Raw genomic sequence first — 13,204 nt, 5'->3', positions numbered from 1 at the left:
GAGAATGAATAATTTGCTCCTTTTCGGGGTTATATCCTTAGAGGAAGTATTGGACATCATCGATGTTTTATTGCTGATAGTTATATCGTGCTACAGATTTACCAAAAAGATTATCTCTCACTACCTGGTTGTCTATACTTTTCACTAAGTGCCTTCGTTTTGCAGGTGCTTCTGTCGTACACGATTAGTCATATGTCAGGAGGTCACAGATGGATAGAAAGAGAGAAGGTTATTGGTTTATATCCAAGCTGATAACTTTTGGAGCGCTCGTGATTTTATTTATGCTGTTGGGATATATTCTCAAAACTCTGCGCTCATACAGACAGGCGTTATCTCTTAAGCAAGAGGTGATGGCTGTGCCCTCCACCCCCTCATCAGGTGTGATAGACGAAGATATAGGCATTATCGTGGCAGCACAGAAAGCTTCTGAAGCGGCTGAGACATCCGTAGAAGCGTTGACACAGATGGACGTTAGCGGACCAGTAGAAGTGTCTGAGCAGGAACTTTCTGAAGCGTCAGAGACATCCATGGAAGCATCCAACCAGGAAGTTGCCGTAACAGCAGAGAATACCTCAGAAGTGGCGGTAGATCAGTTGACAGGCGAAGCTTACTGTATGAAGTGTAAGCAGAAGCGCGATATGCAGAATGTCAGCAAGATTGTGACAAAGAATGGACGCAATGCGCTCGAAGGAATCTGTCCCGTGTGTGGTACGCGCCTTTTCCGCTTTGTCAGCCGGTGATATGCGGTGCGCCAGCTGCTTTGACGTAACGATTTGAGCGTATACGTATACTCATGATCGATATGTAAATAGTGTCAATCTGATAATGGCGGTGTTTATAGATGAATGTCGGTGGACATAGAGCGTTGTTGATGATGTTGATAAGATGCGATTTGTAGGTTTGTCGAGGTGAGACTGAGTCTCTACTATGAGATAATGCGTGTAGTGGGTAGTAGAAAAATCAGGGTGGGTGAATGTGGGTTGATAGAGTATCTGGAAGCTATGCGGATACAAGTTTGTGAGATAATAACGAAAAAGCGGAGCAAATCACTTGACGTTCTGTAGTTCTCAACGTATAATCTCCCTCATGTGTGTGAAGCATCCGCGTTTCGGGTTGGATCGAGGCGTGGAATTATGTCGCCTCGATTAACAGTAAAGCGACAGCAACGAATAGCTAAGCATGTAAACGTTCTATTTGCTGTCGAATATATCATCCTCTTTTTGTAAAAAAACTTGTTAATGACAAACGAAATCTGGAAGCGGTTTTTCTCTGTCAGAAACGTGACGAGGAAAAGGTAGGTGTGGTGAGAAAAGCACAGGCAGGTCGATAGACAAAGAGAGATGAGTCTTGTTTGTAATAGTATGCTAATCAGAGGCAGAGATCGGGAATGGACCCGTAGGGGTCGAGAGCCTCACTACCAGGAGGAAATTTACTATGAGTATTGGTGGACAGAGTGATGCATCTGATCGCAAAATTTATCGCTTAACGCCAGAAGGCTTTGCGAAAATGAAGGATCGGTTAGATTATCTGCGCAACGTGAAACGTAGAGAAGTCGCCGATTATATTCACGAAGCCAAGGAAGCGGGCGATATTAGCGAGAGCAGCGCCTATGAAGAAGCCAAAAATGACCAGGCCATGTTGGAGGGCGAGATTATAGAGCTCGAACATAGGCTAGCGGTGTCGGAAGTCATGACCCCTGATATGCATGCTCATGCAGATGGTGAGGTGCGTATTGGTATGCAGGTAGAAGTCGAGACCGATCGAGGCACCAAGCGTCTATTTAAGATTGTAGAGACTTTCGAAGCCGATCCAAAATCAGGCTTGATTTCTGACCAGGCGCCTGTTGGCAAAGCGCTGATGGGACATCATGAGGGCGACGAAGTCAGCGTTTCAACTCCTGGCGGTGTGACCACTTATCACATCCTCTCTATAAGCCCAATGCTGTAACCTCAGAACCAGACGTTGCAGGGCATCCCACAGCATGGATGCCCTGTTTTTTTGGCACAATGAGGGTAAGGATGCCTTTCATTGACACCAACCATTTCCACTAGTAAGATAGATGTAAGATTGTCTTTGGATCTGGGTTGGTCTCGACGGAACCTGTCATTAAGGCAATAAGGAGTTGGTCATTGGTAATATTTGAAGACATGGCTGGATTATTCATTAAAGCAGCTCGTGAGCTTGGTCTGGTTACCCATCCTGAGTTCTGGCTGAATACGCGTTCGCTGGAGCGCGAGTTTACCTGTACATGTCATACTGGTTCCTGCGATGATGAGGATGGATTGAGCTCTTGTCAGCTTTCCTTCTCCTGGGGAGTGCTTGATACGGCCCTCTCGCTCGATGGACCTGCTGGCACCTGCGAGTTTTTTCATGATGTCGAGCAGGATTGTGCTCACTTGCATACCAGTTCGGTTCCACCACTACTCTTAGATCTTACGTATTCTCTTTCTCTGAATGGAACATCTCCTTCCAATGAACTGCTATTGTCACTGTCACAAATGTTGAAATTGCAAGCAAGTGAATATAGTCGCAGAACGAGTGAGACGCGTCCTGGAGTCAATATGGTGTTGCGTGATAATCGCCTCTACCCAGAGACGTTGACGTTGCAGCAGCGTGTTGAGATTCCTATCTGGCATCCTTTAGGTATGAGGGGATTGCATGAAGATGAACCTGCCCCAGAGAAAAGCTTGTTGATACGGTCCGATGATGGTGATACCGAACAGATAGTGTTGTCGGATGATCCTCATCCCGAGGAGTGGCTTCCCGCTATTATGACGGAGGTCTGCCAGGATATTACGCAAGTTCTGGCTGCCTTTGAAGCAACAGTTTTCTCTAACTCGCCTGACGTTTCATAATATGACAGGCAGCGGGGATCGAATACAAATGTATGCTTATCATTCGTAATCTGACTATGGACGATTTGGACGTTGCCGATAAGATTATGCGTGCCGCTTATCAAACTACCAGTAGTCGTGTTGAGTCCCTGCGCCAATGTTTGTTGATTCAGGCACGTGGCTGGGTACTCGCGGTGTTAGATGATGAGCCTGTAGGACTGGTTGGCGCTACAAATTATGGGCCGTTTGCCTATATCGGTTCAATGTCGGTATTGCCAACCGCGCAGCGTCAAGGTATCGGTCGAGCTTTATTGACTCATTTGCTCCTGCATTTAGAGCAGGAGCAATGTCCCGCCATTCTGCTCGATGCGAGCGAGTCTGGTGCGGCTCTCTATCAGCATTTTGCATTTGTTGAAGAGGATCTGGTGGGGCATTGGGTTCAGGGTGCCTATGTTGCGCAGCACTGTATATTGCCTCATGCTGGTGATGTGCGGCCTTTAGCGCGTGATCAGATGGCGGATTTAGTCGCTTTTGATGCTTGCTATTTTGGAGCAGATCGTTCATCTGTTTTCTCGGTACTCTTGCAGGAGTATCCTGACGCGGTATCGGTCACGTGCGATAAAACTGGCAAGATCACAGGATATCTTTTTGTCCGAGGGCAGATAATCGGTCCCTGGGTAGCAACGCGAGCTGAAGATGCGGAAGCTCTATTAACCACGGCTCTGGCGTCTTCAAGGCTTACAACTCCAATTGTATTTGCTCCATACGCGAATCTACTGGCGGCCGGGTTGCTGAAGCGATATGGCTTTTGTCTGCAACGCACGTTGCGCCACATGCGACGTGGTACTCCCATCCATTTGCGAGAGCGCTCAAAGATATATGGGCAGACAAGTTTTGCGTTGGGGTAAGGACCTGAAGCGCATGTAGCGGTGACTAGTACATGCGCCTGGTCTTGCGACTACGATCGGTTGGCAGTAAGACATCCAACGCATCATCGACAGTTACAACACCTTCCATGATGCCATCCTCATTGATAACAGGAACGGCAAGCAGGTTATATTTTGCCAGCGTCTCTGCGACGGCTCGTGGATCGGTATCGGGTTGCACCTTGATGATATCGCTTTCCATAATCTCCTGGATGATCTGAGTCGGTTGTGCGATCAGTATATCCCAGATGGAAACGACTCCCAGGGGGCGATGGTCTTCTTGCGTTTCGTCTTCGACGCAGTAGATATAAGCAATGCGCACGTCGTTATTGCTGATCTCCAAACGTACAGCCTCTAAGGCTTCCTGAACCGTTCGCGTCTGATTAAGCACAATGTAATCTGTCGTCATCAAGCCACCGGCTGTATCGTCCTCATATTCGAGCAGGTCCTGGACATCTTCAGAATCGTCGGGATTCAACTGGCGCAGCAACTCTTGTTTGCGATCTTCGGGGAGTTGGGCTAACAGATCGGCTATCTCGTCGGGTCCCATCTCGTGCAAAATGGAGGCTGCCCGCTCAGGCGAGAGATTCTCCAAAATCTGTGCTTGCCGTTCGGTGTCGATCTCTTCCATCGTATCGGCGGCAGTTTCGTTATCAAGGCGTTCGATAATCCTGGTGCCCTGGTCGACGGTGACTTGATGTACGATGGAGGCGATGTCCGCTGGATGAAGATCTCCAAGATGCCCGCTTAGCGTGCGTGGCTGTTTGGGCTCCTGATTGCTCACCGTGGGTTGGGTATGCTCTTCTCTGTGCGGCGACGAGTGAATTAACTCGACATCTTTCCAGGGAATCAGGGTATGATTGGTGGCTGTGGGCTGGTTGATGGCATTGGCTAACCAGAATGGGGCCAGGCGTCTGACCAGTCCCAGTGAGCTTTTGTCGATACCGAGGATCTGCCAGTCGTTAGTAAAACAGAGATCATTGACTCGTACCGCTTTTTTGTGCACCAGATCAATGATCTGTTTATCAAGTACTTCTTGAGCCAGTCGAACCTCGTCTTCGTTGACGGGTTCGGGTTGAGTGGCAAATTGCTCGATAGGAGAACGTAAACTCCAACTGTTATCTTGATGCTCAAGAGCAGCGGTCGGGATACGTGTCAACTGATCATCTTCAACTTCCACCAGCAACGCGCTGGGGTAGGCTGGATCTGGCTGACCTACCTGCGTTGTGAGCGCAAGCACATCGATGATTCTGCCGACGCGCATGTCCTGCTGATCTATGATGGATGCGCCGAGAATTTGACTCAAATATAGCATGTGTTACATCTCGACCCGCGAAGCGGGCAAAACTTGGCGAGGCTCTAAAGCAAACGCGCTATCTTGATCTTGCTGCGCCTTTAATTGGACGCTTGCACCTACAAAATCGCGGAAGAGTGGATGTGGATGCGTGGGGCGGCTTTTGAATTCTGGATGAAACTGTGAGGCGACAAACCAGGGATGATCTTTAATTTCAACCACCTCAACCAGACTATTATCCGCCGAACGACCACTGACGATCATGCCATGTTTCTCCATTCTCTTCCGATAGTCATTGTTGAACTCGTAGCGATGGCGATGACGTTCAAAGACAATCGGCTCTCCATAGGCTTGATAGGCTTTGGTGCCCGCTGTCAGGCAGCAGACCCAGTTTCCTAAACGCATGGTGCCACCTTTATCTGAGATGGTCCGTTGCGTGTGCATGAGGTCAATGACAGGATTAGCATTTTGTGGATCAAATTCCGAGCTATTGGCATCGGTGAGTCCAAGCACGTTGCGTGCGAACTCGATGACCGCGACTTGCATGCCCAGGCAGAGGCCAAGATAAGGGATGTTGTTGCGACGCGCAAAGTTGGCGGCTTTGATCTTGCCTTCGATACCACGATGTCCAAAGCCACCAGGCACGACAATTCCTGCCACACCTTCGAGGGCTTCCTCATAATTATCGCCCATCTGTTCGAGAGCCTCGGAGTTAATCCATTTGATATGGATGTCAACGTCGTGATACCAACCCGCGTGGTCGAGAGACTCAGCAACAGAGAGATAGGCGTCGTGTAATTCCACATATTTGCCGACCAGCCCAATGGTGAGTTCAGGGCGCGGATGCTTAATGCGTGCGACAAGCTCTTTCCACTCTTGCATCTGTGGCTCATGATGAGGCAAATTGAGTTCCTGTACCAGGTATTCGCCCAGGCCAGTCTCCTCTAAGAGAAGAGGAACTTCATAGATCGTATCAGCATTTTGCATGCCAATGACGGCCTTTTCCTCGATATTGCAGAAGAGGGCAATTTTTTCGCGTAACTCGTCAGGCACAAAATGGTCCGAGCGACATAAAATCACATCGGGTTGAATACCAACGCGGAGGAGCTCTTTGACACTGTGCTGGGTGGGTTTGGTTTTTAGTTCTTTGGCGGCACCGAGGTAGGGGAGAAGTGTGACGTGAATGTAGAGGACATCGCGTCGTCCGACATCTTTTCTCATTTGACGGATCGCCTCTAGAAAAGGCTCACCCTCGATATCTCCGACCGTCCCACCAACCTCAACAATTACCACATCGGCGTCCGTATGGCGGGCCACCGCATGGATACGGCTTTTAATTTCATTTGTAATGTGGGGGATCACCTGAATCGTCCCGCCGAGATATTCTCCGCGTCGCTCTTTCCCAATCACCGAAGCATAAACCTGTCCTGTGGTCACATTATTGGCCTGATAGGATGGTTCGTCAGTAAAGCGTTCGTAATGACCAAGATCGAGGTCCGTTTCCGCACCGTCGTCTGTGACAAAAACTTCACCGTGCTGATAAGGAGACATAGTACCAGGATCCACGTTGATGTAGGGATCCAACTTCATAAGCGAAACGGAGACTCCGCGATTTTTGAGGAGACGCCCCAGGGAGGCTACACTAATACCTTTTCCAACCGATGATGCCACACCACCTGTGACAAAGATAAATTTTGACATAGCTTCGCTTTCTCCTTATACCCGGAGCCTTGCCTTGAGCAATTGAAAAAGTGATACTTTTTTCACGACTTTCACCGTGGTGTGAGTAACACAACCTGCATCGTGGCTGGCAATGAATTTTTGGTGATGATAAATTTAGGTTGTGGTTCAACTGCTTCAACACCCATTTCGCGGCAAAATTTATCCAACTGTGCGGATCGTCCCTCGGCTTGCTCGGGATGATAATGCATCGGAATCACCACACGGGGCTCGACTTGACTGATAATTTCTGCTGCTTGTGTTGCGCTGATCGAATTGCCACCGCCGATAGGAAGTAATAAGACGTCGGCATCGGCGACTTCTTCTAATTGTTGCTCTTGTAACACATGGCCAAGATCACCTAAATGACAGATGACCAGGTCATCCATATGTATAATATAAATGGTGTTGCGTCCTTGTTTTTGCCCATGCTCATCGTCATGAAAGGAGCTCACACCAGTGATTAGCACATCGCTAATTTCATATTCACCCGGTCCACGTACTACTCGTGGCTTCCCACCCACACCTTGTACGTAGTTATGGCCTGGATGATCATGACTGATAGTAACAATGGTGGCGTTGGTCTTGCTCAGCCGTGAGACTTCTTCTGAAGCTTCTTGCTGAGGCGTGACGGGATCGGTAATCAAAATGACGTTTTTGCCACGTAACTGAAAACAGGAGTGGCCAAGCCAGGTAATTTCCATAACTGTTCATGCTCTCTCACATAAGTTCGGGCGGGGACCCAAAATGTCCTCGCCCGAATTGTATTGTATCATATGGGCACACGTTCTACAAGAGACCTGAAAGGCGTTTTTGCTAGAATGTTTGCCTTAGGGATCTGTTGATGAGGCTTGAAAAGTTCGGCACAGATATAATAGAAGGTGCAGTGAATTTCTCCAATTTATGAAAAGACAGGTACGCTAACGTGGTGCTAGCTATTTATGATAGTCTATTGATACTATGTGTGACTACTCTAGTTGCTATCATTTATATTCATTCGTTTACTCGAAGTAGAATAGTTTTTAATGATGAGAATCATTTGAATTGTTATTATTTATAATAAGCGTCCGTTGCTTATGAGGAGAGATTATATATTATGCTTGTTTCTGTGATAGTTCCTGTCTATAACGAGGAAAATACGGTGGCTCGTATTTTAGAAATGCTTTCTCAGGTTCCGCTTGATCTGGAAGTGATTGTCGTGGATGATGCTTCAACCGATCGTACCTGGGAGATTTTGCAGCAGACTCGTCAGCAAGCCCCTTTTGATACATATCGTTATGTTCGTCACGAACAGAACCAGGGAAAAGGAGCTGGCCTCAGGACTGGTTTTCGTCTGGCTACCGGCGATCTGGTGACGGTCCAGGATGCCGATATGGAATATGATCCTATGGATATCCCCCCTCTTGTTAAAAAATGGGAAGAGTCGATCAATGCTGGATATAAAAAAGTAGCTATCTATGGCGTGCGCAACCTGAAAGGGCAGAAAAGGACGACGCGTTGGGGCAATCGCTTTTTGACGACGATAACGAATGTCCTCTTTGGTAGTCATATCCATGACATGGAGACCTGCTATAAGTTGATGCCTGGTGCGGTCGCTCATGCTCTGCCGATGACTGGAAAACGTTTTGAGATTGAGCCTGAGATCACGACGTGCATTTTGAAAGCCGGGTATGCTATCTTTGAGGTACCCATCAGCTATTATCCTCGTGAAGAGAAAAAACTCTCTCCCTGGAAAGATGGTTGGCCTGCTCTCGCCATGTTACTTCGCCAGCGCTTTAACAAATCGTTTCAAGTAGATGAAACAGTGTCGATGGTGCCCACTGCTCCTCCTGAGCAGGTTCATGCTGAGTAAGCAGGAGACAATATTTTCTGTATCGTGTTCGTTCAGTCACCTCGACGTTTACTGAGGAGTATGGTATAATCTGCCATAAAATGTTTCGTTTATGGTGACTATGGGTTAGCTCGAAAGAGAGGAAGACTCTTGCTACAACAATGGATTCCCGCTATGCGTATCGTACAGATTATTCTGAGCATAGCAGTGGTCGTGTTTATTTTGTTACAAGCTCGTGGAGCTGGTCTTGGCAGCGCCTTTGGCGGTAGTAGCGCGGGCTCGGTGTTTAAGACACGTCGTGGCGTTGAGCGTTTGATCTTCAATGCGACGATTGTCTTTGTGGTACTTTTCGCATTGATCTCTGTTGTAAGTGCGATGGTAACTGCTCGCGGTTGGTAGATAAAAAAATGCATGCACGGCGTGTGTCTGGCTGAGGGAGCTATGAAACACTCTGTTCCTGGTATGCCTGACACATGTTGCATGTAGTTTTTTCACGAGAAGCGAGAAAAGCAGAAGGAGACCTTCTAATCCAGCCCGTACACTTGACGAAACCACGAAGTGTGATATCGCTGCTGTATACATTGTGGATATCAACGCAGATACGCACAAAAGTATACACGAGCTTTTTATGCATCTTTCTCCTGATTGCCCCTTTGGAGTCTTGTTCGTCTCCTTTCTCCACGGGCTCTACAAATACCAGTTTGCAACTGCAAGCTGCACCCTCTGCCAGCCTGACCTATGTGGCAATTGGGGCCTCCGACACTTTTGGGACTGGCGCAGATGATCCAAAGACGCAATGCTGGCCTGCCGATCTTGTAAATAAATTGGGTCCTGGGGCGCGGTTGATTAATCTTGGCATCCCTGGTATTGATGTTCCCGATGCCTTAAATCTGGAACTACCTGTTGCTCTTGATGCTCATCCTGATCTGATAACTGTCTGGCTGGCTACGAATGATCTGATTGATAAGGTTCCTCTGACTACTTATGAGCGTGATCTGGCAAATTTGTTGCAACGCCTCTCTGCTGCGAACCCTCATGCGAAAATTCTGGTCGCAAATATACCAGATTTAACCGTGCTACCGCGTTTTCAACAGAGCAATGTTGAGGAGCTAAAAGCTACGATTGTTAGTTATAATGCCGCTATTTCTACAGCCGTGGAAGAGAATCATGCGGTGCTTGTAGATCTGTATCAGCAGGAGCAGACTCTGGCTGATCATCCAGAATACATAAGTGATGATGGCTTTCATCCCAATGCCCTGGGATATGAGCAGGTGGCCGCGATTTTCTATCAAACCTATCAGAAGCAGAAGTCATGACACAATTTTTTGGCCTTTCAATCGATACATTAATGCCGATTCTTCTCATTGTGACAGGCGTCGTGATGGGGAGCGTTTTGTTATTGGCTCTCTTTAATGTGATCTTCTTTAAAATCGGGGTGCGTAATGCTTCCAGGCGACGCACTCAGATGGCTTTGATTGTCTTTGCTTTGATGCTTTCTACCACCCTCCTTTCCAGCGTATTGGCAACGGGCGATGTTTTGACCTCGGCTGTACAGAGCGTGGCGGTTTATAATCTGGGCAATATTGATGAATTGATCCAGGGGGGTCATGGTCCGCTGGGAACCTATCCTCAGGGTATTTATAATCGTGTGCAGCGACGGGCGAGGAACGCTTCGAATATTGCGGCTGTGGCGGCTGCTCTGAACGAAACGAATCTACTGGTTGCGGATCAGACATCGCGTCAGGTGCGCTCCAATGTAGGGGCTCTGGCTGTTCTGCCGGGCAGTGAGCAGGGATTTGGTGGACTATCTGATGTGACCACCAAACAGCATCGTCTGGTGTCGTCCTTGAAAGATAATCAAGTATATCTCAATCAAACAAGTGCGACATTATTGAATGCTCATCCTGGCGATCGCTTATATATTTATTCATCGCGCTGGCCGGGACGACGCTATACAATGCAAGTTGTGGCGCTTGTGAGTAATACAAATATTATTGGTGATCAACCTACAATCGTCAGTAACTTAAGCACTTTCCAAACGATTGAAAATAGTAAGGGTTTGATCAATCAAATCTTAGTCGCTAATCGCGGAGGTGGGGGTGTAAGTGGGGTTGGTTTATCAACACAGGTCGCGGATCAATTATCGCACTGGCTGCCACCAGAAGTACATGTAATCCAGGTAAAAGAGCAGGGTATTCAGGCATCTCAACTGGCTCAGGAGATTTTCTCACGTATTTTTTCTCTATTTGCTTTGTTTGCTCTGGCAATTGGGCTCTTGCTGATCTTTCTGATCTTTGTGTTGCTGGCTGCGGAGCGACGTGCTGAGATGGGCATTGCACGTGCTGTCGGGGTACAACGTGGGCATCTGATCATGATGTATCTCTTTGAAGGTGTTGTGTATGATTTGCTGGCATCGATGGTTGGCTTGTTGGCTGGTTTTGGTCTGGGATTTGTCCTGATTTATCTGCTGCAACCTGTGCTGGCACAATTTAAATTCCCTCTCAAGTTTACTTTTCAACCTCATAGCTTAATTGTGGCCTATTGTCTGGGAGTAATCTTTACTTTTGGCTCCATCGCGGTTTCTGCCTGGCTGGTGAGCCGTATGACCGTGATTGAGGCTATTCGCGATCTGCCTGAGCCTACGACAACACGCCTTTCGTTGTCTGAGCAGTGGATGCGGTTTGTGCAATTAATTGGGCAACTGTTGGTGTGTTTGAGGCCAGATGTGCATAATTGGCGGCGTGCACGTCGCATTCTTTTTGAGCATCTTCCAGAAGCCTTGATCCATTTTCTCGTCACTGCAATCTCGTCTGGCGTTGTGCCGCTGTGTGCGGGTTTGCTGCTTGTACATGTGGGTCTCAGCGCGCTGGAGATCATCCCCTTCTCAACAGGACTTTCTCTGTTCGTTTTCGGGGCGGTGCTGTTGCTAAAAACGATAGCTTTGCAGTGCGTGAAGCTGCTGATGCAGATCCGCTATGGACGGCAATGGGTGGCCGACTTTCATGGCTGGTCAGGGGCAATCGATGGTATTATTGCTGCCGTCGTTGGGATAGCTCTTGCGGCGTATTGGGCTTTACCGTTTGACGTTCTGGCTTCATTGGGATTACCTCGTTTTCAAGGTGGCATTGAAGTATTTTTTGTCGCTGGCTTGATGATGGTCCTGGGGACTGTCTGGGCATGTATCACGAATGCTCGTTTACTCATGGCTCCCTTGCTGGCCTTCACCTCTCGACTACCCGGAGTTTATGTACTGACGCGGCTGGCATTGGCGTATCCATTGCAGAGACGTTTTCGTACTGGTCTGAGCGTTGTGATGTTTAGTCTGGTCGTCTTTGCAATGACTGTGATGGCGATTATTACAAATGCCACGCAAAGTTCGTATGTCAATGTTGCGTCGCAGACCGGTGGATATGATTTGAAAGCAACCGCTTACTTCAAAGCCATACCAGATTTACAGAGCTCACTGGTCAAGCACGGTGTTAATCCGAGCAACTTCTCTCAGATAGGGACAAGTGAGACAACCGCAGTGGGTATCATCCAGCCATCTGCACCCTCGCCGCGCTGGTCGATCTATCCGGCCCAGATCGTCAGCGGAGGCTTTTTGAATGGCTATGGCACGCATCTGACCGCTCGTGCGCAGGGTTTTAGCAGTGATGCCTCTGTCTGGCAGGCGATACGCAAGAATCCCGACTATGTGCTCATTGATAGCAATGCTTTAGCAAAAGATACTGATACTTTAGGCGTGTATGATCCTACTGCTCATCGCTCCGATGCCTCCAGTCATCCTCCAGGTATCGATGCAGAGAATGCTTTTAAAATGAGTGGTTTTACGCAAAGTGCGCAAACTTTTTCAGCGGTGCCTCTCTGGGTGATTGGCTTGCAGGGGAGAACTGCGACGAAGGTAACTGTGATTGGTATCGTTGATAATAGTGATGCCTCCCATTACGGTCTGTATGTTTCAAATGCTGCTTATGATGAGAAGACTGCTGGACTGATACCTGGTAGCTCACAAAATCCTCAGAACAAGAGCTATTACTTCAAAGTGGCGCCCGGACAAGATGCACGTACTTTATCCCTGCAACTGGGATCAGCTTATCTCGATGATGGGCTTGAAACAACCGTTCTGTCTGACATTATCTTGCAGGTAGGCGGTCCCCGTATCCTGCTCAGCGATGTATTGCTGGGAGTTGTGGGTCTGACCCTTCTGTTGGGAGTTGCTGCTCTGGCTTTAACCGGTACACGCGCTGTCATCGAGCGGAGACAGCAGATAGGTATGATGCGAGCGATGGGGAGTCCTCGAGCCTTGATTCAGGGCGCATTTTTACTGGAATCGTTTCTGATTGGATCTGCAGGAAGTGTGCTGGGTATCGTCCTGGGATTGATACTGGCTCGCAATATTTTTGCAGCCAATTTTTTTGAGCAGTATCAGACTGGATTGGCTTTTAGTATTCCTTATCAGCAACTAACGATCATCATCATTGTGTCGCTACTGGCATCATTTTTAGGAGCCCTTTTACCGGCATGGCAAGCAGGGCGTGTTGCTCCAGCGGAAGCATTGCGCTATACATGAGATCCTCTCGTGCTCAAAAATATAGGTTGT

At 48.1% G+C, this 13,204-nt stretch carries 11 protein-coding genes; 8 read left to right on the top strand and 3 right to left on the bottom strand.

Going from position 1 to position 13,204, the window contains the following annotated elements; translation table 11 throughout:
- Positions 1-209 precede the first annotated feature (209 nt).
- The 4 genes from AC27N8_RS19170 to AC27N8_RS19155 all read left to right on the top strand — a co-directional run bounded on the left by AC27N8_RS19170 (position 210) and on the right by AC27N8_RS19155 (position 3,742).
- Positions 210-740 (top strand): DUF5679 domain-containing protein, encoded by a 531-nt coding sequence (locus tag AC27N8_RS19170; RefSeq protein ID WP_487068999.1) that lies wholly within the window; start codon positions 210-212, stop codon positions 738-740.
- A 694-nt stretch (positions 741-1,434) separates the two neighbouring features.
- Positions 1,435-1,947: a transcription elongation factor GreA gene (greA, locus tag AC27N8_RS19165; RefSeq protein ID WP_487068998.1), complete on the top strand. Its 513-nt coding sequence runs from the start codon at positions 1,435-1,437 to the stop codon at positions 1,945-1,947.
- 182 nt (positions 1,948-2,129) lie between these two features.
- Positions 2,130-2,855 (top strand): hypothetical protein, encoded by a 726-nt coding sequence (locus AC27N8_RS19160; protein ID WP_487068997.1) that lies wholly within the window; start codon positions 2,130-2,132, stop codon positions 2,853-2,855.
- Positions 2,856-2,887: 32 nt separating this feature from the next.
- The gene (locus AC27N8_RS19155; protein WP_487068996.1) at positions 2,888-3,742 is read left to right on the top strand and encodes a GNAT family N-acetyltransferase; all 855 of its coding nucleotides are present in this window, start codon (positions 2,888-2,890) and stop codon (positions 3,740-3,742) included.
- 25 nt (positions 3,743-3,767) lie between these two features.
- On the opposite strand, the gene AC27N8_RS19150 is transcribed toward AC27N8_RS19155, so the two are convergent.
- The 3 genes from AC27N8_RS19150 to AC27N8_RS19140 form a co-directional block, all read right to left on the bottom strand.
- Positions 3,768-5,075, bottom strand: coding sequence for a magnesium transporter (locus tag AC27N8_RS19150; RefSeq protein WP_487068995.1), 1,308 nt, complete (start codon positions 5,073-5,075; stop codon positions 3,768-3,770).
- Between the two features lie 3 nt (positions 5,076-5,078).
- Entirely contained in the window at positions 5,079-6,755 is a 1,677-nt protein-coding gene (gene pyrG / locus AC27N8_RS19145) for a CTP synthase (protein ID WP_487068993.1), read from the bottom strand.
- Positions 6,756-6,826: 71 nt separating this feature from the next.
- Positions 6,827-7,477 carry an MBL fold metallo-hydrolase gene (locus tag AC27N8_RS19140; protein WP_487068992.1) on the bottom strand — a complete coding sequence of 217 codons (651 nt, stop codon included), beginning with the start codon at positions 7,475-7,477 and terminating at the stop codon, positions 6,827-6,829.
- A 392-nt stretch (positions 7,478-7,869) separates the two neighbouring features.
- Between AC27N8_RS19140 and AC27N8_RS19135 the strand changes: the two genes are divergently transcribed.
- From AC27N8_RS19135 to AC27N8_RS19120, 4 genes are all read left to right on the top strand, one after another.
- A complete protein-coding gene (locus tag AC27N8_RS19135; RefSeq protein WP_487068991.1) occupies positions 7,870-8,625 on the top strand; it encodes a glycosyltransferase family 2 protein in 756 nt (251 codons plus the stop codon).
- A gap of 129 nt (positions 8,626-8,754) precedes the next feature.
- Positions 8,755-9,003 (top strand): preprotein translocase subunit SecG, encoded by a 249-nt coding sequence (secG, locus tag AC27N8_RS19130; protein WP_487068990.1) that lies wholly within the window; start codon positions 8,755-8,757, stop codon positions 9,001-9,003.
- A gap of 302 nt (positions 9,004-9,305) precedes the next feature.
- Positions 9,306-9,920 (top strand): SGNH/GDSL hydrolase family protein, encoded by a 615-nt coding sequence (locus AC27N8_RS19125; protein WP_487068989.1) that lies wholly within the window; start codon positions 9,306-9,308, stop codon positions 9,918-9,920.
- Positions 9,917-13,174: an ABC transporter permease gene (locus AC27N8_RS19120; RefSeq protein WP_487068988.1), complete on the top strand. Its 3,258-nt coding sequence runs from the start codon at positions 9,917-9,919 to the stop codon at positions 13,172-13,174. Before AC27N8_RS19125 ends, AC27N8_RS19120 begins: the two co-directional genes overlap by 4 nt.
- Positions 13,175-13,204 lie beyond the last annotated feature (30 nt).

Source organism: Dictyobacter sp. Z7_2 (assembly GCF_057551105.1).
Note: the sequence above shows the minus strand (reverse complement) of the source record. Positions and strands in the feature narration are given on the sequence as shown.